20 protein-coding genes are annotated in these 19,177 nt (G+C 59.2%); 6 read left to right on the top strand and 14 right to left on the bottom strand.

The window, feature by feature from the left end; all coding sequences use genetic code 11:
- Positions 1-237: 237 nt before the first annotated feature.
- Complete coding sequence (gene crp, locus ACESMK_RS17520; protein ID WP_007153756.1) at positions 238-879, top strand: cAMP-activated global transcriptional regulator CRP; 642 nt, start codon at positions 238-240, stop codon at positions 877-879.
- Between the two features lie 93 nt (positions 880-972).
- Here crp and modC read toward each other — a convergent pair whose 3' ends face one another.
- The 6 genes from modC to ACESMK_RS17550 all read right to left on the bottom strand — a co-directional run bounded on the left by modC (position 973) and on the right by ACESMK_RS17550 (position 6,289).
- Positions 973-2,055, bottom strand: coding sequence for a molybdenum ABC transporter ATP-binding protein (modC, locus tag ACESMK_RS17525; RefSeq protein ID WP_373001486.1), 1,083 nt, complete (start codon positions 2,053-2,055; stop codon positions 973-975).
- Entirely contained in the window at positions 2,052-2,732 is a 681-nt protein-coding gene (gene modB, locus ACESMK_RS17530) for a molybdate ABC transporter permease subunit (protein ID WP_373001488.1), read from the bottom strand. The genes modC and modB overlap by 4 nt, the downstream gene beginning before the upstream one ends.
- On the bottom strand, positions 2,732-3,478 hold the full coding sequence (gene modA, locus ACESMK_RS17535; RefSeq protein ID WP_373001519.1) for a molybdate ABC transporter substrate-binding protein: 747 nt from the start codon (positions 3,476-3,478) through the stop codon (positions 2,732-2,734). The genes modB and modA overlap by 1 nt, the downstream gene beginning before the upstream one ends.
- A gap of 41 nt (positions 3,479-3,519) precedes the next feature.
- Positions 3,520-4,482, bottom strand: coding sequence for an alpha/beta fold hydrolase (locus ACESMK_RS17540; RefSeq protein WP_373001490.1), 963 nt, complete (start codon positions 4,480-4,482; stop codon positions 3,520-3,522).
- Positions 4,448-5,434: a sterol desaturase family protein gene (locus tag ACESMK_RS17545; protein ID WP_373001492.1), complete on the bottom strand. Its 987-nt coding sequence runs from the start codon at positions 5,432-5,434 to the stop codon at positions 4,448-4,450. Before ACESMK_RS17545 ends, ACESMK_RS17540 begins: the two co-directional genes overlap by 35 nt.
- Before the next feature lie 108 nt (positions 5,435-5,542).
- Complete coding sequence (locus ACESMK_RS17550) at positions 5,543-6,289, bottom strand: glutathione S-transferase family protein (protein ID WP_373001494.1); 747 nt, start codon at positions 6,287-6,289, stop codon at positions 5,543-5,545.
- A 138-nt stretch (positions 6,290-6,427) separates the two neighbouring features.
- Between ACESMK_RS17550 and ACESMK_RS17555 the strand changes: the two genes are divergently transcribed.
- Positions 6,428-7,402 carry an META domain-containing protein gene (locus ACESMK_RS17555; protein WP_373001496.1) on the top strand — a complete coding sequence of 325 codons (975 nt, stop codon included), beginning with the start codon at positions 6,428-6,430 and terminating at the stop codon, positions 7,400-7,402.
- Here the strand turns inward: ACESMK_RS17555 and ACESMK_RS17560 are convergent.
- The 4 genes from ACESMK_RS17560 to ACESMK_RS17575 form a co-directional block, all read right to left on the bottom strand.
- A complete protein-coding gene (locus ACESMK_RS17560) occupies positions 7,378-8,217 on the bottom strand; it encodes a substrate-binding periplasmic protein (protein WP_373001498.1) in 840 nt (279 codons plus the stop codon). The two genes, ACESMK_RS17555 and ACESMK_RS17560, sit on opposite strands and share 25 nt — an antisense overlap.
- A gap of 85 nt (positions 8,218-8,302) precedes the next feature.
- Positions 8,303-9,361 carry a glycine betaine/L-proline ABC transporter ATP-binding protein gene (locus ACESMK_RS17565; RefSeq protein ID WP_373001500.1) on the bottom strand — a complete coding sequence of 353 codons (1,059 nt, stop codon included), beginning with the start codon at positions 9,359-9,361 and terminating at the stop codon, positions 8,303-8,305.
- 11 nt (positions 9,362-9,372) lie between these two features.
- Positions 9,373-10,407, bottom strand: a complete 1,035-nt coding sequence (locus ACESMK_RS17570; RefSeq protein ID WP_373001502.1) for an ABC transporter permease — start codon at positions 10,405-10,407, stop codon at positions 9,373-9,375.
- Between the two features lie 98 nt (positions 10,408-10,505).
- The gene (locus tag ACESMK_RS17575; protein WP_373001504.1) at positions 10,506-11,471 is read right to left on the bottom strand and encodes an ABC transporter substrate-binding protein; all 966 of its coding nucleotides are present in this window, start codon (positions 11,469-11,471) and stop codon (positions 10,506-10,508) included.
- Between the two features lie 299 nt (positions 11,472-11,770).
- Here ACESMK_RS17575 and ACESMK_RS17580 point away from each other — a divergent pair, with 299 nt between their 5' ends.
- The 4 genes from ACESMK_RS17580 to ACESMK_RS17595 all read left to right on the top strand — a co-directional run bounded on the left by ACESMK_RS17580 (position 11,771) and on the right by ACESMK_RS17595 (position 15,010).
- The gene (locus ACESMK_RS17580; RefSeq protein WP_373001506.1) at positions 11,771-12,871 is read left to right on the top strand and encodes a M14 family zinc carboxypeptidase; all 1,101 of its coding nucleotides are present in this window, start codon (positions 11,771-11,773) and stop codon (positions 12,869-12,871) included.
- A gap of 41 nt (positions 12,872-12,912) precedes the next feature.
- Positions 12,913-13,647: an alpha/beta fold hydrolase gene (locus tag ACESMK_RS17585; RefSeq protein WP_373001508.1), complete on the top strand. Its 735-nt coding sequence runs from the start codon at positions 12,913-12,915 to the stop codon at positions 13,645-13,647.
- A 91-nt stretch (positions 13,648-13,738) separates the two neighbouring features.
- Entirely contained in the window at positions 13,739-14,356 is a 618-nt protein-coding gene (locus ACESMK_RS17590) for a glutathione S-transferase family protein (RefSeq protein WP_373001509.1), read from the top strand.
- 36 nt (positions 14,357-14,392) lie between these two features.
- Entirely contained in the window at positions 14,393-15,010 is a 618-nt protein-coding gene (locus ACESMK_RS17595; protein ID WP_373001511.1) for a DUF4202 domain-containing protein, read from the top strand.
- Positions 15,011-15,055: 45 nt separating this feature from the next.
- Here the strand turns inward: ACESMK_RS17595 and trpC are convergent, their stop codons facing one another.
- From trpC to trpE, 4 genes are all read right to left on the bottom strand, one after another.
- On the bottom strand, positions 15,056-15,868 hold the full coding sequence (trpC, locus tag ACESMK_RS17600; RefSeq protein ID WP_373001513.1) for an indole-3-glycerol phosphate synthase TrpC: 813 nt from the start codon (positions 15,866-15,868) through the stop codon (positions 15,056-15,058).
- 164 nt (positions 15,869-16,032) lie between these two features.
- Positions 16,033-17,061 (bottom strand): anthranilate phosphoribosyltransferase, encoded by a 1,029-nt coding sequence (trpD, locus tag ACESMK_RS17605; protein ID WP_373001515.1) that lies wholly within the window; start codon positions 17,059-17,061, stop codon positions 16,033-16,035.
- A gap of 11 nt (positions 17,062-17,072) precedes the next feature.
- Positions 17,073-17,654: an aminodeoxychorismate/anthranilate synthase component II gene (locus tag ACESMK_RS17610; protein ID WP_373001517.1), complete on the bottom strand. Its 582-nt coding sequence runs from the start codon at positions 17,652-17,654 to the stop codon at positions 17,073-17,075.
- A gap of 16 nt (positions 17,655-17,670) precedes the next feature.
- Complete coding sequence (trpE, locus tag ACESMK_RS17615; RefSeq protein ID WP_373001521.1) at positions 17,671-19,158, bottom strand: anthranilate synthase component I; 1,488 nt, start codon at positions 19,156-19,158, stop codon at positions 17,671-17,673.
- Positions 19,159-19,177: the final 19 nt, after the last annotated feature.

Below are 19,177 nucleotides of genomic sequence, written 5' to 3' on the forward strand. Positions count from 1 at the left end.
GGGCCAACGGTGTCTGCGGCCCGATAACGAGGATATGAGGCTGGATGCTAGCACAACTGGCCCCGCCAGGCAGGCCGATCACGGATACATGTTGTATACTCTTTCCGGTTGCCCGCAACAGACCTTCTTGTTATAAGTTGCGCAGTTTTGCAATAAAAAAGAACGAACCCGCATGGAAAGCCGGGTGAATAACAAACATTGGGACCCGCCAGTACCTGAGGAGGCACGACTCGCATTATGGCCACTATCGTCAAGCCGGTTGAGCAGAAAACCAAGCATCTCGACTATTTCCTTTCGCAGTGCCATCGCCGCCGTTACCCAGCCAAGAGCACAATTATCTATGCCGGTGACAAGAGCGATTCCCTGTTCTACATCGTCAAGGGGTCGGTAACCGTCATCATCGAAGACGACGACGGCCGTGAGATGATCATGGCCTACCTGAACGCCGGCGACTTCTTCGGTGAGATGGGGCTGTTCGACAACATGGATTCCCGCAGCGCCTGGGTGAAAGCCAAGACCGAATGCGAAGTGGCGGAAATCAGCTACACCAAGTTCCGGGAAATTGCCCAGCAGGATCCCAGGGTGCTTTACTTCATTGGCGAACAGATGGCCTCCCGTCTGCGCCAGACCACCCGCAAGGTGGGTGACCTGGCGTTCCTGGATGTCACCGGTCGAGTTGCCCGTACCCTTTTGGATCTGTGCAAGGAACCGGATGCCATGACCCACCCGGATGGCATGCAGATCAAGATCACCCGCCAGGAAATCGGTCGCATTGTCGGCTGCTCCCGGGAGATGGTGGGTCGGGTTCTGAAAACCCTGGAAGATCAGGGGCTGGTCAGGGTCAAGGGTAAGACCATGGTGGTGTACGGCACCCGTTAAGCTCAATGACTCTCGCAGTTCTGAAAAGGCCGCTGACATCAGCGGCCTTTTGCGTTAAATGGCTTGTCTGGCCAACGAATGCGCTAAGTAGAGTCACTCCACCAGGGCAACGGACTTTATCTGCATCCAGACTTGCATCCCCGGCGTGAGGCCCAACTGGGCGACCGCGCGGGTGGTCAACCGCGATAGGAACGCGGTCGGGCCGGCCAGCAGCCGCACCAGGGTGACGCCCGGAGCGACATCCGGATCGATCTGGTCGATGGTTGCCGGAACCAGGTTCTGGATACTCTGGTCGGAGTATTCGGCCAGCGCGAGGCTGATATCCCTGGCCAGTACCTGAACCCGCACCCTGTCTCCGGTTTTTACCCTGTCATCCCTGCGCAGCCAGAGCTGGCCGCCCTCGAATCTGAACAGGGCCAGATGCCATTGGTCGTCCAGTTCCATTATGCGGCCTTCCAGCAGGACCCCGGCATTGTCCTCCAGGCGGAAAGGGTTGTCGGTACCGGCCAGGGTTTCTCGCAGCGGCCCCTGCGCGACGACCCGTCCGGCCTCCATCATTACAATATGATCCGCCAGACGGGCGACTTCCGGGGTGGAATGGGAGACATAGATGATCGGAATAGCCAGGGTGTCCCGAAGCCGCTCCAGATAGGGGAGGATCTCCTGTTTGCTGGCAAGGTCCAGGGCAGACAATGGCTCGTCCATCAGCAGGAGCCTGGGGCTGGTCAGCAGCGCCCGCGCTATCGCGACCCGCTGACGTTCGCCGCCGGACAGGCCTGCCGGCATGCGGGCCAGGTGTGATTCCAGACCCAGCCAGTGAACAGCATCCTCGAAACCGATCTGTCGCTCCCGGGCGGGAATGCGCCGGTAACCGAATTCCAGGTTCCTGCGGACGTTCAGGTGCGGGAACAGGTGGGTCTCCTGGAACACGTAGGCCAGAGACCGCTTGTGGACTGGGCGTATGATCTCGCCGGCCTGCCAGGGCTCCCCAAGAACGGTCATGGTGCCAGGGGCGTTGTGCAGGCCTGCCATGCAACGCAGCAAGGTGGTCTTGCCACAGCCCGAGTGCCCGAACAGGGCGGTGATACCCGTGCCCGGGAGAGTCAGGTCGACGTCCAGGCTGAAGCCTGGAAATGTGCACTGGAAACGGGCATGGATGGTCCTGGAGTCGGTCATCTGATCGCTCCGGAGCGGGCTTTTCCGTTAAGGGCGTAGAGGGTTACCAGAACCACGAAGGAGAACACCACCATGCCCGCAGACAGCCAGTGAGCCTCGGTGTATTCCAGAGATTCCACATGGTCGTAGATGGCGACGGACAGCACCTTGGTTTCACCCGGGATGTTGCCCCCGATCATCAGGATTACGCCAAATTCTCCGATGGTGTGGGCAAAGGTCAGCACGGCTGCGGTCAGGAAACCGTTCCGGGCCAGGGGCACGGCGACAAAAAGAAACCGGTCCCAGGGCGCTGCCCGGAGTGTGGACGCAACTTCCAGAAAGCCGTCACCGACTGATTCAAAAGCGTTTTGCAGTGGCTGAACGGTAAAGGGAAGGGAATAAATAATGGATGCCACCACCAGGCCCTCGAACGTGAAGGGCAGCAGCCCGATGCCCAGCGACTGGGTCATCTGGCCGACCCAGCCCTCCGGTCCCATGACCAGCAGCAGGTAGAAACCGAGCACGGTTGGCGGCAGCACCAGGGGCAGTGCCACAACGGCGGCTATCGGCTGCCGAAGCCAATGGCGAGTCCGGGCCAGCCACCAGGCAATGGGAGTGCCGATGAGCAATAGCAGGAGGGTTGTCATTGTGGCCAGCTTGAGCGTCAGCCAGACCGGATCCCAGTAGGTTTCAAGCATCAGTTGGCCGTGTCGTAACCATAGCCCCGAATAATGGCAGTGGCGGTCTCTGATTTAAGGAAGTCCATCCAGGCCGTCGCAGCCTCTTTGCCTGCGCCACGTTCCAACAGGATGGCCTGTTGATCAATGGGCTGGTAGTAGGCCTGGGGCACATGCCACAGGGTGCCCTCGTCGTCTGACCAGGATTCTACCTGAGACAGGGCCAAAAAGCCGGCCTGGGCGTTGCGACTGACAACAAACTGGAAGGCCTGTGCAATGGATTCGCCGCGGACCAGTTTCGCCTGCAGGGCCTCCCAATGGCCCAGGTGCTCCAGCACCTGCCTTGCCGCAAGGCCATAGGGGGCCGTTTTCGGATTGGCCATCGACAGCCTGGCGAACGGTTGTTGGGCCAGATAGTCCTTGGCCTTTTCGAAAGCGTTCGGCGTCGGGCTCCAGAGCACCAGTTTGCCACGGGCATAGGTGAAACGGCTGCCCGGGACTCCGAGCCCCTCCTTTTCTATCAGTGCTGGTCTGCGCTCGTCGGCAGCCATGAATACGTCGAAAGGAGCGCCATTTCTGATCTGGGCGTACAGCTTGCCGGTAGAGCCGAAGCTGGCGGACACCCTGTGGCCGGTTTCGGCTTCAAATTGCTCAGCAAGTTCCCGGGTGGTATCGGTAAAATTGGCAGCGACCCCGATACTGACTTCGCCTGCCACAGCGCCAGTCGTGGCAATACCGGACAGCAGCAGCGCCAGGGCCCGGAGCATCCCTCGGGCTCGAGGATAACCCATACAACGTCCTTACAGGTTCAATCAATGATGGCATGAGTCTGTGCAGACTCTCCCGGGTGCACGGACGTCAGCGGTGAGTCCGATGGCTGGCACAGGGACTGAAGATATCCCCAGACCTCATCCCGGTTGGTCTCGTTGAGCATCTCATGTCGGCCGCCTTCGAACAATCGCAGGGTGACTTTCTCCAGACCCGCTTCCCGGATCATCTGGAAATGCCGACGCACACCGCGCCCCATTTCGCCCACTGCGTCTTCTGTGCCCGAGAACAGGTGCACCGGCAGGTCCTTGCGCCAGTGTGATGGCGAAATGCTCAACATCCCGCCGATAAAATCGCTCCAGAGGCCGACCGTGCAGTCGAACCCACAGAGGGGATCGGAGATGTAACGGTCCACCTGTTCCTGGTCCCGGCTCAGCCAGTCGGCGGTGGTGCGGTTCGGGCGGAATCTGCGGTTGAACTGCTCGAAGGTCATACGGGCAACCAGGCGGCTCCGGTGACGCCTGCCGCGAACCAGGCGGATCAGGCCGATGATACCCCGGGATGCGAGGAGGTGGCTCCGGTCAATGCGGTTGGTGGCGCTGAGAATCAGAGAGTCCAGGTTGCTGCCATGTTGCTGGGCGTAGCTCTGGGCGATAAAGGAGCCCATGCTATGGCCCAGCAGATGCAGCGGCAGCCCGGGGAATTGCGAACGGCCGTGTTGAACCACCCGGTGCAGATCGGCAACCACACTGGCCCAGCCATGTTGGTTGGCATAGTGCCCCAGGTTATCGGGGCAGCAGGCCGGACCATGGCCGCGATGATGAAAGGTGACAACGGCCACGCCCTGTCCGCTGAGCCAGCGTGCCAGTGGTCTGTATCGGTCGCCGTGTTCGGCCATGCCGTGGCTGATGACCAGAATGGCGGCAGGCTCCGAAGGGGTGTAGACCGTTCCGGTTATGGTGTGGCCATCAGGTGCGTTCAGCGTCAGGGGGTGTTCGTTCATTGTGACTGCCCGGTTCCTTGTTGTTGTTCTCCGTTGCCGGGCGTTGCCACTCCGGCGGTTTCCACAGATGTGTGAGGCGAGACAATAATCCGCCAGGCTGGGCCATGTCGCGGAACAGGTCCACGTATTCGTGGGTCCAGAGAACAATCAGGTTGTTGGAGTGAACCGGACGGGTAATGCCGTACTCAGGTGGGTGCTGGGCGTCTTCATCCACGAAGGTGCCGAACAGGCGATCCCACAGGATCAGGGTGCCACCGTAATTCCGGTCAATGTAACCGGGATTGCGACCATGATGGACCCGGTGATGGCTCGGGGTGTTGAAGATCAGTTCGACCCAGCCGGGCAGTTTTCCCACCAGGGTGGTGTGAATGAAGAACTGGTACACCAGTGACAGGGCATAGGCTACGCCGATCCAGACGGGATTGAGTCCCAGCAATGCCAGGGGCAGGTAGAAAACCCACATGCCGTTGAAGATGTTGGTGGCATTCTGGCGCATGGCGGTGGAGAAGTTCATCCGCTCGGAGGAATGATGCACCACATGCGCTGCCCAGAACCAGCGCATTCTGTGGCTCGCCCGGTGCATCCAGTAGAAACAGAAATCCACGCCCAGGAAGGTCAGCAGGGCGGTGAGCCCGTTCAGTTCCACATCAAACAGCCGATAGTGATAGCAGAGGGCGTAGACGGGAAACGCAATGAGGCCGGCAAAGAGCAGCTCGGTAACCTGATAGCCGGCGCCCAGCGCAAAGTTCCTTACCGCTTCACGGGTATCCATCAACCTCGGGTCGTGACGGATCCTGAGATATTCCCAGAGGGTGACGGCCACGAAAACCGGGGTTGCAACCACAAAAATCAGTTGGCGCTCATCCAACGCCAGCCAGGGCGACGCCACTTGCCAGAGTGCCAGTAGACCGCTTTCCTCAAGCACGGTCAGCATCATGTCGGTCAAAGCCATAGGGTTCCTGCCGGTTTCCTGTCCTTATATGCCTATTCTGGCACGGAACCCTGCAGGTGGAATGTCGGTTCACGCCAGATTGGCTGGCGATTTCCGCCAGGGGCAACCTCAGGCCGGCTGGCGGTTATCCCGGTAGATTTTCTCCAGAGCACGGATCTGCGGTTGCCACTGATCGAGCCAGGTCTTGATGTCCTTGGGAATCCGCTCAGGCTTGGGCCAGGGCACCGGGTATTCTGCTGGCTGGAATATGGGCGCGAACAGCGCGGCGGCGGTCAGATCGGCCCGGGTGAACTGATTGCCAACCAGGAAAGGACGTTGGCTGTAGATCTCAGCCAGCTCGGTGAGCAGGTCCTCCATGACCTGCCGGGACTTGCCTGCGGTTTTCTCGTTGATCTTCATCCATTGGCGCATGACTTCGTCGACCCGGCTGAAGGCCAGGCTGAGCAAAATCCGGTTATAGAACGGCGTTCCGGCGGCCAGCATGGGTACCACGATTTTCGGCCGTTGAAGAAAGTGGTGGTAGGAATAACAGCGAATGGCCGGACCGGCTTCTTCGTCCAGTCGGCGTTCCCAGGCCAGTGCCTGCTCGCGAAGGTCCGGGTCGGCGGGTGTCAGGGGCGGCTCGGGAAAGGCCTTGTCCAGGTAATCGAGAATGGCGGCTGAGCCCTGAACCACCTGCCCATCATGGGCCAGCACCGGAACCGAGGATGCCTCACCGGTCAGTTTCCGTATGGCTTTTACATGCTGGCCGGGCAGCAGGTTGACCGCTTCGTAGTTGAGGCCCTTGTAGTCCAGGGCCCAGCGGATTTTCTCGCAGTAGTGCGAAATGGCAAATTGATAGAGTTTCAGCGCCATGGGATGTCTCCTGAGTTTCTGCTCTAGCATACTGTTGGTAACGCAGCATAAGAAGCCTCGTCGAATACTCCCGTTGGCCTCCGTGGTCTTTGGGTTTTAAACTGTCGGTCGAAAATCATGCCTACAAGGGAACTGACCATGTACTCACGACGAGTTGTGATGTTGTCCGTCGTCACCGCGGCCGGGCTCGCCCTCTCTGCCTGTTCCTCATTACCTGAAGCCGGCCAGCCGGTGTACGGGGAATATGCCTGCGGCCAGCTTGACATTGCTGTGTCCGGGAAAGAGAACAGCGACCTGATCAGTGTTGATTATCTGGATCGGCGTGTGCTGCTCAAGCCGAAAGTGGCTGGCTCGGGTGCACTGTATGTTGCCCCCGGCGATGACCAGACCCGCTTCTGGAGCAAAGGTGAAAAAGCGACCCTGACAATACAGGGCCAGACTTACCCGGAATGTCTGCAGGCGGGCGATCTGGAAATGCCCTTTGAGGCAAGGGGCAACGAACCCTTCTGGCATGCGACCATTGAGGGGGACGAACTGTTGCTGACCCGTCCCTTTGAAGAGCAGCAAACCCGTCGTATTCCGGTGGAACTGAAAACCGCCAACCGGCACGGTCGGGAGTTCAAGGCGACTCTGGACGACCTTCCCATAACGCTCACCGTGGCCCGACAACTTTGCGAGGACAGCATGTCGGGGGCTCAATATCCGGCCCAGGTTCGCCTGGTGGTCGGCAATGAGGAATTCACCGGATGTGGCGGCGATCGCCAACGGCTGTTCCAGGGCGCGGTGTGGGTTGTTGAGGATCTCGCAGGCGCGGGCATCATCGACCGTTCCCGGATTACGATCGAGTTCCTTGAGGGGAATCGGCTCGCTGGCCGGGCTTCCTGCAATCGATACACCGGTACTTATGAGCTCCGGGGCGAAGGGGTTGGTATCGGACCCGTGGCATCAACCAGGATGGCGTGCGCGCCTGCGTTGATGAATCAGGAGGACCGGTTCCTGACCCTGCTGAAACAGGTGACTGAGGTACAGATCGGACGACAGGGCGAGCTGCTCCTGTCGACACCGGAGGGCGACACGATCCGGGCGTTTCAGTCCGACCATGAGAGCCCGTAGCGCGCCAGGATCTCAGCAACCCGCCCCGTGCTCTGCAGGGTTTTGGCGCCTTCTGACAGGACCCCTGCGAGCTCGGGGGAGTCGCTTCCGACCGGTGAAAACGCAACGTACAGTGGCGATTCGTGGATCACGCCGGCCATTCTCAGGCTTTCGGTGCTGTCATCCTGTTCAAGTTGCCACTGCATCACGTAACGGTCTTCAGGGAACACGTCGGAACGGCGTTGATGCAGCAGTTCAATCGCTCGGCCGAGGGGAGCGGGCCCGGACAGCACCCAGACCCGCTCGGGGTTGTCCTGGTAGCTCGCAATATAGTCATCGAGTTCCGGTGAGTACGCGTAGCCATTGATCGCCAGGAGGGTGAAATCTTTAAGCGATTCGATGCCACCATACTGCCAGGTGTTATCGGGGTGGGTGTAGAGCGCAATTCTGGAGTAACCAATGGCAGCGTCCGGGAACACGAAATCCGGCGCATCCCCCGGCAAGGCTCCGACAACGGCGTCCACATAGCCGTCCCGGGCCTGTTGAAGCGCCCGTGCCCAGCTCATGTTGACATACTCCACATCGATACCCGCCAGGCCGAACGCCTCCCTGGCTATGTCGATCATGTAGCCTTCGTGGTCGGATCCGGCCTCACAGTTGTGGGGACACCAGGGATCAGCGGCAATGACAACGCTCCGGCGGGGGTCGGCTGCCGGTACTGCACGAACAGTCTGTTCCGTCTTCGCCGACGTTTCAGAAACCAGTGGAAGAGGGTCCTCCGGCTCTGAGCAGGCGACAAGAAAGAAAACGATAGAAACAACCAGGGTTTTTGCCATGGCGATAAAACCGCAATGCCGGAGACGTCGGCTTTATCTGAAAGCATAGACCCTGGCCCGGGTTTTGTAATGGCTCGAAGGGCCACTAGGCCGCGTTTTTGTTTCTGTCTGCCGATGCCGCTGTCGGCACCAGGGCCCGTGCCAGATCCTCCATGTGCAATGTGCCCACGTGCTGATTGTCCCTCACCACCCGGAAATGCAGGGACATGTCGCCCTGGGATTTCAGGAGTACCGATTCCAGGTTGTCCTTCTCGGAGACATCGCCGGCAAACGGTGTGTCGGCGTTATCCGCCGGGGTCATCACCGACCGTACCCGAAGCACCCGGGCCCGATTGATATCACTGATGAAGTCGACAATATAGGGATCACCGGGGTTGAGCAGAATCTCCTGAGGGTCTCCCTGCTGCACGACCTCGCCGTCTTTCAGAATAACCAGGTGGTCTGCCAGTTTCAGGGCTTCATCCAGGTCGTGGGTGATGAACACAATCGTTTTCTTCAGTTCTTCCTGCAATTCCAGCAGCAGGTCCTGCATATCCGAGCGAATCAAGGGGTCCAATGCCGAGAAGGCTTCGTCCATCAGCATGATGGGGGCGTCGGACACCAGTGCCCGGGCGATACCAACGCGCTGCTGCATGCCGCCGGACAACTGATGTGGGTACTGGTATTCGTTCCCTTCCAGTCCGACCCGTGCAAGCCATTTGCGGGCATCCGCCTCGAAATCCGATGTCGTGTAGCCCCGGATGTCCTTGGCCATGCCCGCGTTCTCGAGCACGGTCTTGTGGGGCAGGAGCGCGAACTTCTGGAACACCATCGACATACGCTCACGGCGGAGCTGTCGAAGTTGCTCCTCGGTGTAGCTCATGATGTCTTCACCGTCGACGCGTATCTCGCCGGCAGTGGGGTCTATCAGCCGGTTCAGGTGCCGGATCAGGGTGGATTTTCCGGAGCCGGACAGGCCCATGATCACTGTGATCTCGCCGTCGTGCATATCCACATTGATGTCCCGAAGACCAAGGACGTGCCTTTGTTTTTCCAGCAGTTCGGCTTTACCCATCCCTCTGCGAACATACTCCAGGGCAACATCCGGGGTCGGCCCGAAGATCTTGTACAGGTTCCGGATCGAAATCTTGATGTCTTTCGCCATGGGGGCTTTCCTCACTGCTTCTGAGAGACGTTAATGCGTGCCAGGGATGCCTTGGTTACCCGGTCGAGAATAACCGCCAGGATCACGATGCCAAGGCCGGAGACCAGGCCAACACCCAGCTCCAGATTACGGATACCCCGCAGAACCAGGACACCAAGGCCGGGTGCGGACACCAGCGATGCGATCACGACCATGGCAAGACTCATCATGATGGTCTGGTTGACCCCGGCCATGATGTTGGGCAATGCCAGTGGAATCTGCACCTTGTAGAGTTTCTGTCGGGGCGTCATGCCGAAGGCATCGGCGGCCTCGATCACGTCCTTGTCGACCAGCCGGATGCCCAGATTGGTCAACCGGATAACCGGAACGATGGCGTAGAGAATGATGGCGATTCCGTACAGTTTTGACTCGGTGACACTGAACAGGAAGATAAGCGGGATCAGGTAAACAAAGGGTGGCAGCGTCTGTAGCATGTCCAGAACCGGTATGATCATTCGCTGCAATGAATTACTCCGGGCCATGGCGATGCCTATGGGTACCCCGAGCAACACGCACAGGAAGGCGCAGACGAAGATGATCGCCAGGGTCTGCATGGCGTAATCGTAGTGGTCAATGAAGGCCAGCAGCACGATACTGCCGCCGACAAACAGCATCAGCTTCCAGGATTTGGTCACCAGATAGACAACCGCTAAAAGCAATGGGATCACGATCCACCAGGGCGTATTCAGCATGGCGTAAAGAGCCCCATCCAGAAACCAGCTGAGTGGCTGTGTCAGCGGGTCTAGAACCAGGCTCAGGCTGTCCTTCACTGCCAGGAAGCCCTGTTCCAGCCCCTTGGTGAGTTCCCGGGACTGGGGAAAAGCCGCACAGGATTCGTTGAGTGCATCCATGGACGGAAACGGGAGTTCCCATAACGAGGCCGGTTCGGCGCTCTCTCCCCTGGTTTGGTTCAGCAAATCGGCCATCGACATGGGGCCGCTGCTTTTGCCTTCCGAGCACCATTGCTCAAGGCCCAGTGATGAAAAAAGGGAATCGTAGGTTGCCATGGGCGGTCAGTCTCTCCTGCGCGCTTCTGAAATCGGAACGGTTTTCGGTAAACGGCCCGGGACATCCCCAACAGGATGTCCCGGGAGAGGCAGGTTGATCAGTTAAGGATTTTGGCCAGCCGCTGTCTTGCGGCGTCGTCCAGCCAGGTTGACCACTCGTCGCTGTTGTTGCTGAGGTAGTAAACCGCAGCTTCCTCGCCCGACGCATTGTTGGCGTCCATCCAGGCCAGGATGGAGCTCATGGTCTCGGTTTTGAATGTCAGCTTGCTCAGCATCTCGGCGACTTCCGGCTCACGCTCTTTAAAGTCAGTAGTGATTGACGTCAGGATTGTTGCCGCCGGGAAATCGGAGACCCCCGGGTTGTCTGCATCGGCTGTCTGGTTCTTCTGGTGTACGTCCGGCTTGACGTCGCCGAGGTCCACGCGGGTCATGTCATATTTGCCGAGAGGCACGGTGGGACCCCAATAATAGCCGAACCATGGCTCTTCATTCTGGACAGCTGACGCCATGGACGATGCCAGAGTCTCCCCGGAACCATGATTGAAGACTTCAATGCCGGAGTCTTCCAGATCCAGGGCGCGTACCAGGTTGTCACTGACAACACGGCAACCCCAGCCGTCCGGACAGTTGTTGAAGCGGCCCCCAACGAGCTCGGGATTTTCCATCACGCCTTCAATGGTGGTCAGTTCCGGGTGCTTTTCAGCGAGGTAGGTGGGAATCCACCAGCCCTCAACACCGCCCGGGTCCAGAACCTTGCTGACCCGTTCGACCTTGCCCTGCTCTTCCAGGCGCAGATAGGCCTCGCCTGCGGAATTCAGCCACAGCTCGGTAACAATGTCAGGTTCACCATTTTCGGCAACCGAGGTCACTGCAGGGACGGTATCGGAAGGAACAATGGTGACATCACAGCCATAACCCTGTTCCATGATAAAGGTGGCCACGTTGGTGACGATCGTGTTCGACGCCCAGTTCATTTCTGTGATGGATACCTCGCCGCAGTCGGCCTGGGCTACGAGGGGTGAGGATAGCGCGCAGAGCAATACAGCAGACTTAAGCTTTCGCATAGTCACTTCTCCTTTTCAGGGTTTGTGATTCTTGGAAGATGTTGTCGGTGTCAATGCCGATACAGGGGAGCCGCGATCCAGAGGGATCGGAAAAACAGCTGTTTTATGGTTGCTGTTGCGGTAAAGCAAATCAGGACGTCTCGGTTAATACCTACGTACAAGAATAACGAACCAAGACTCAGTTACAAGGGCGTATTCCAAATCCGTATATAAGAGAGACACATTATGTCGCCCGGGAGGTGTCAATAAGTTGTAGCAATCCGTGGCTATACTCCGCGGACCTAACACCGGAGAACGCCATGACAGAACTGCGCGACCTGACGCCACACACGTCGATTACCCAGGAGCAGGCCAGCCGTGATGGTCGTCAGCGCCGGTTGCTGCGAACCTTTCTTCCGGAACTGGTTACCCTTGAGCGTCTGCTGGCGGAGGCGCCGGATCAGGTGGCCACCCGTGTGGTTCAAAGGGTGGCAATGAAAGACCTGTCGCTGCCTGTCTACCGGGCGGATATCGGCTCAACCCGGCCCGATGTCCCCGTTGTGCTTGTCGTTGGCGGCGTGCATGGTCTGGAACGGATTGGCAGCCAGGTGGTCACTGCCTGGCTCAAGTCGCTGCTGGCCAGAGTAACCTGGGACGAACACCTGGCAGCCTTGTTACAGAAAGTGCGGATTACCCTGTTACCTATCCTCAATCCGGGTGGCATGTACCTGAACCAGCGCAGTAATCCAAATGGTGTGGATCTGATGCGCAATGCGCCGATCACCGCCCAGGACCGCAGCGCGTTCCTGCTTGGTGGGCAGCGGTTCTCGCCCCGGTTGCCCTGGTATACCGGAGACCCGGAGCAGGGCATGGAGCCTGAGAACCAGGCGCTGGAAGCCGTGATACAGGAACTGCTGCCAGGCAGACCGTTCAGCGTGGCGCTCGACTGCCATTCCGGATTCGGTATGCAGGATCAGATCTGGTTTCCCTACGCCTACCGCCGGCGTCCCATGCGCCGAATAGCCTCGGTCATGGCGCTGAAACTGATCTGGGAACAGGCATACCCCAACCACGACTATCGGTTTGAGCCCCAGTCCCGTCATTACCTGACCCACGGTGATTTGTGGGACTATTTCTACAAACAGGTCAATCGTGAAAATGCAGGCGTTTTCCTGCCGCTCACTCTGGAGATGGGTTCCTGGCGCTGGATCCGCAAGCGTCCCCGGCAGCTACTGAGGCTGGACGGCTTTTTCAATCCCCTGGTTCCCCATCGGCACAAGCGGGTCCTGCGCAGTCATCTGGCCTGGATGGATTTCCTGGTCAATGCCGCTGCCAGCCACGAAAACTGGTTGCCGGTCCGGGAAGAGGAGTCCATGCTGAGGGAAGCCGCCATCATGCACTGGTATCGCGATTCTCACTAGCGAATCAGTGGGTCTGGGCATCAATCAAACGGAACGCTCGTATGCACTGGATTCTGTTGCGGGGCCTCACTCGGGAGCAAGCGCACTGGGGGAGCTTTCCGGCCCGCCTCCGGGATGCGTTTCCGGAACACCAGTTCCACATGGTCGACCTTCCCGGCACTGGCGTGCATTACCGGGAGGACTGTCCGTCAACCGTAGCTGCCATCCGCGAGAAAGTTTGCAGCAACGTCAGCCATATTCCTGGCCCCTTCAGCGTCCTGGCACTCTCGATGGGCGGCATGGTGGCGCTGGATTGGGCCCAGCATGCCCCCGAGGGCCAGATCCAGAATCTGGTCCTCCTCAACACCAGTTCCGGCTTCAGCCCGCCATGGCAGCGCATGCGACCGGGTGCCTGGCCGAAAATTCTGCGCCTGTTGGCCCGCCGGGAACTGTTTGATCGTGAGCGGGACATTCTCAGGCTTACCTCCAATCGTGAGGTGCCACTGTCACTGGCGAAGCAATGGTACAGCATCCAGCGCCAGCGCCCGGTCTGTGTCCGCAACGCTCTGAATCAGCTGGCCGCGGCGGCTCGCTACACACCCGGCAAAAAACGCCCCTTGCCGGAAGCCCTGGTGCTGGCCAGCCGTGGTGACCGGATAGTTCACTGGCGCTGCAGTGCCGCTCTCGAGCAGCGTTGGCAGTGGACTATGAAACTGCACCCGGATGCCGGCCATGACCTTCCCCTGGATGATCCGGACTGGATTATCCAGCAGATTCGAAACTGGTTGCCCCGATAGCGTTGGTTGCTTGACGCAACTCTTCTTTCCGGTCAGTCTTCTCGTTTTCAAACGCCGAAGCCGTCATTGATAAAGAGCGGAGCTGATAACAATGAAAATCTTTGAAACCAAAACTGCACCCAACCCCCGTCGTGTCCGTATGTTCCTCGCTGAAAAGGGCCTGCTGGACAAGGCCGAATTCATCGAGATCGACCTGCAGAAGGGCGAAAACCTGACGCCTGAATACGTCGCCCGAAACCCGATGAAGAAAGTGCCGGTGATGGAACTCGACGACGGCACCTGCATCGCTGAAACCATGGCGATCTGCCGCTACTTCGAGGAAAGCTATCCTGATACCCCGAGTCTTCTGGGTGACACGCCGCTGGAGAGAGCAAAACTCGAACAGTGGCTGCGCTGGATCGAGTATTACTTTTTCATGCCGACCGGCATGTGTTTCCAGCACACCACCGGTTACTTCAAGGACCGAATGAATCCGATCAGGGAATGGGGTGAGGAATGTGGTCAGAATGTCGAGAAGTTCATGCATTTCCTCGACAAAGAGCTGGAGGGCAAAGAGTACATCTGCTGCGACAGGTTCACTGCGGCGGACATCAATGCGTTTACCACGGTGGCGTTCGCACGGGTGGTGAATATCCGCATCAAGCCGGAGCAAACCAACCTGCAGGCCTGGTACGACCGCATCAAGGCCCGTCCTTCGGCCCAGGCCTGAGGCCCCGGCTACCCTGAAACTGGAAGAGAGATGTTAATGACCACAGCGGATTCAAGCCTCCAATGCGCGCTGGCTGCCATCGACAAGGCGAATCAGGCCGACCCGAACCAGGAATGTGTCGGCGACGAACGCCTGCCCAAGGAGTACGCCTACAGTCTTCATATGACCCGTTGGTTGTTCGAGCTTGAATCCGATCCTTCCGAGCGCATGCAGATCGCCTGCCGCGCCCAGCATATCGAGCGCTGGACCCTGCCCCGCAAGCACTATCCGGAGGGCCGTAAAGCCTATTACCAGTGGCGCCAGGCCTGTGGCCGGATGCACGGCCGTCGGGCGGCGGAAATTATGGCGGACTGTGGTTATCCGCCGGCCGAGTGCGAGCGGGTGGAAACCATCCTGACCAAGCGGGAACTGAGGCAGGATGAGGATACCCAGCTCCTGGAAGACGTTGCCTGCATGGTCTTTCTGGAGCGATATTTCGCGGATTTCTACGCGGAAAAAGCGGACTACGACCGGGAGAAGTGGCTGCGCATCGTGCGCCGGACCTGGGGCAAGATGTCGCCCCGCGGGCACGAAGCGGCACTCAAGCTGGCGGAGGGTATGCCGGCGCATTTGTTGGAGTTGCTGCAGGAGGCTTTGGCGGAGCCTGAAGAGTAACTTTGTGGTCTTTGAATCAGTGCACGGGGCGGCAGGTAGGGCTGCTCAGAAAAACAATTCCCTCAACTTGCCACCTGGCTCCTCGGCCCGCATAAACGATTCGCCCACCAGGAACCCGTAGATCCCTCGGTTGGTCATGGCCTCGACGTCACTGCGGGTCATGATGCCACTTTCTGTAATAGTCAGCCGGTCCTGTGAAATCCGCTCGTGCAGATCAAAGGTGGTGTCCAGAGACACATCAAAGGTATGCAGATTGCGGTTATTGATGCCGACCAGAGGCGTCGTAAGCGTCAACGCATCGTCCAGTTCCTCACCATCGTGCACTTCCACCAGCACATCCAGACCGATCTCATGGGCAATGCCCTCCAGTTCCTGCATCTGGTCTTTGGTCAGGCAGGCGGCAATCAGGAGTATGCAGTCGGCGCCGATGGCGCGGCTTTCGTAGACCTGGTAGGGCGCGACCATGAAGTCCTTGCGAATCACCGGCAGACTGCAGGCATTGCGGGCGGCAACCAGATAGTCCTCGTGGCCCTGGAAGAAATCGCGGTCGGTAAGCACGGACAAGCAGGCCGCGCCGCCGTTCTCGTAGCTCTCGGCAATGACGGCTGGCTCGAAGGGATCGCGCAGGATGCCCTTGCTCGGTGAGGCTTTCTTGATCTCCGCGATAACAGCGGGAGTCCGCTGTTCAATTCGGCTGCGCAGGGCGTTGGCAAAGCCTCTAGCCGCCGGTTGATCACCAGCTTTGGCTTTCAAGTCTGCAACGGAAACCTTTCCCTTGCGCTCCTCGATTTCTTCCCACTTCCGATCAACAATTTTCCGAAGAATCGTAGGCGTCTTATCCAAATGTCTGTCAGTCATATCAGGCCTGTACAAAGTTAGCGAGAGACGGAGGGGAGGGAGCTTCCAAAACTGTCTGCAGCCACGGATGGCTGCAGCCAAGCCCTACAGGGACGTATTCACGGGCGTGTTTTGGAAGCTCCCTCCCCTCCGACTCGTCCGGCTGCAAAATCAGCAGGCCAGGATCAAAAGCACTGAGAAAAATCAGCCAGCTCCGACATCTTGCCGGCAGCGAGGCCAGAGCCCATGGCGTCCAGGGCCATATCGACGCCTTCTTTGGCGTTGCTTGCCAGTCCTGCAACGTAAATCGCTGCGCCAGCGTTCAGAGCAATCAGGTCCCGCGCTTTCTCGGCCATTTCGTCGTGGCCACGGCCGAAGGCCGCCTTGATCAGCTTCAGGGAATCCTCGGCTGTGTCTACAGTCAGGCCCACCAGCGACTGGCTCTTGATCCCCAGATCCTCGGGCGTGATGTCGTATTCGGTGACTTTGCCATCTTTAAGTTCCGCCACGTGGGTCGCGCTGGCCAGACTGATCTCATCCAGCCCGTCTTTGGAATGGACCACCATAATGTGCTCGGCGCCAAGACGATGCAGCACTTCTGCCATCGGGCGACACAGTTCCCGGTTGAACACGCCCACCAGTTGGCGTTTAACACCGGCCGGATTGGTCATCGGGCCGAGGATATTGAAAATCGTCCGGCAGCCGAGTTCCTTGCGGGGACCGATGGCGTGTTTCATGGCGCCGTGATGGGCCGGGGCGAACATGAAGCCGACGCCGATTTCTTCGACGCATCGGGCCACCTCTTCCGGCCCCATGCTCAGGTTGATGCCCAGCTTCTCTAGCAGGTCGGCGCTGCCGCTTTTGGAAGACACCGCCCGGTTGCCGTGTTTGGCGACAAAGCCGCCGGCGGCGGCCACCACGAAAGACGCAGCGGAAGATACGTTGAACAGGTTGGCGCCGTCGCCGCCGGTGCCGACGATATCGATCAGCGGCTCGGCCTTCACCGTTACCCCGGTGGCCAGCTCGCGCATGACCTCGGTGGCGCCGGTAATTTCATCAATGGTTTCGCTCTTCAGACGCAACCCCATGAGAAAGGCGCCAATCTGGGCGTCCGTAGCCTCGCCGTTCATGACGATACGCATCACGTCCTTCATTTCCTCCCGGGACAGGTCCAGGTTGGAGGCGATGCGGTTGAGAGCTTCTTTCATGTCCATGTGTCGGCCTCTTATTGTGTTCTCAGAAAGTTGCGCAGCAGCTCGTGGCCCTGTTCCGTCATAATAGACTCCGGATGGAACTGCACGCCTTCAATGGGCAGCGTCTTGTGGCGAACCCCCATGATTTCCTCGATGGAACCGTCGTCGTTGCGGGTCCAGGCGGTGACTTCCAGGCAGTCGGGCAGGGTGGTCTTGTCGATCACCAGGCTGTGGTAGCGGGTCGCCTGCAGCGGGTTGCTCAGGCCACGGAATACGCCCGTATCCTTGTGGAATACCGGGGATACCTTGCCGTGCATGACCCGACCGGCGCGGATGACATCGCCGCCGTAAACCTGACCGATGGCCTGGTGGCCGAGACAGATGCCCAGAATCGGCAGCTTGCCGGCGAAGTGGCGTATGGCGGCCATGGAGATGCCGGCCTCGTTGGGCGTGCAGGGGCCGGGGGAAATCACCAGCCGTTCCGGGTTCAGGGCTTCAATCTGTTCGATGGTGATTTCATCGTTCCGGTAAACCTGCACGTCCGCGCCCAGTTCGGCCAGATACTGCACCACGTTGTAGGTGAAGGAATCGTAGTTATCGATCATCAGCAACATAATCCGTTCCTCCGCCTCAGTGGTCGAAAGCGTTGTAGGTCATGGCCACCGCCCGGAAAATCGCGCGGCCCTTATTCATGGTTTCCTTCCACTCGAGGCGGGGCACCGAATCGGCCACCACGCCGGCGCCGGCCTGGATATGCAGCGTGCTGTCCTTGATCACCGCAGTGCGGATGGCGATGGCGGTGTCCATGTTGCCATTGAACGACAGGTAGCCCACGGCGCCGCCGTAAACGCCGCGCTTGACCGGCTCCAGTTCGTCAATGATTTCCATGGCCCGGATCTTGGGAGCCCCACTGAGGGTGCCGGCGGGCAGGGTGGCGCGCAGCACGTCCAGGCAGCTGGTGTTGTCTTTCAGCCGGCCGGTGACGTTGGAGACAATGTGCATCACGTGGGAGTAGCGCTCCACAATCATCTTGTCGGTCAGCCGGACTGTGCCGGTTTCTGAAACCCGGCCGGCATCGTTTCGGCCCAGATCGATCAGCATCAGGTGCTCAGCGATCTCTTTCGGATCGGCCAGCAGTTCCGCCTCCAGCGCCTTGTCCTCGGCATCGGTGGCACCGCGCTTGCGGGTGCCGGCGATGGGGCGCACGGTGACTTCCTCGTCTTCCACCCGGGCCAGGATTTCCGGGGAGGAACCCACGATGTGGAAGTCCTCGAGATCCAGGAAATACATGTAGGGCGACGGGTTCAGCACCCGCAGGGACCGGTACAGGTTCAGGGGCGGTGCCTCGAACGGAATGGACATGCGCTGAGAGATGACGGTTTGCATTACGTCACCGTCGAGCACGTAGCCCTTGATCTTGTCCACGGCGGCTTCGAATTTGTCCTGGGTAAAGCCGGAGATGAAGTCGCTTTCGTCCACCGTCTTGCCACGAAGGTGTTCGGGCGTGCGTGGGGCGTCCGCGGTTTGCCTGTGCAGGCGGTTCTCCAGTTCATCAATTCGGGTCTGTGCCTTGTCAAAGGCGCCTTCCTCGGCGGGATCGGCATGCACGATCAGGTGCAGCTTGCCCCGAAGGTTGTCGAACACCACGATCTCGTTGGACACCATCAGCAGGATATCGGGCGTGCCGATTTTGTCCGGCGGACAGCTCTTGCGCAGCCGCTTTTCGATGTAGCGCACGGTGTCGTAGCCGAAGTAGCCCACCAGGCCCCCGTTGAACCGGGGCAGTTCGTCCAGGTCCGGCGCATGGAAGCGTTTCTGATAAGCCTCGACAAAGGCGAGCGGGTCGTCCACTTCCTCGGTTTCGACGATCTCCCCACCTCGGCTGATCTCCACCCGGTGGTCAAAGACCTTCAGCACCTCGTGGCTGGGCAAACCAATGATCGAATAACGGCCCCATTTCTCGCCGCCCTGGACGGATTCGAACAGATAGGAGTAAGGCCCGCTGGCGAGTTTCAGATAGGTGCTCAGCGGTGTATCAAGGTCGGCCAGAACCTCGCGATACACAGGGATGCGGTTAAAGCCGGCGTTGGCGAGCTCGGCGAATTGCTCGGGTGTCATGGTGCGGTTTCCTGAAATC

This window comes from Marinobacter sp., assembly GCF_041687235.1.
Taxonomy (GTDB): Bacteria; Pseudomonadota; Gammaproteobacteria; order Pseudomonadales; family Oleiphilaceae; genus Marinobacter.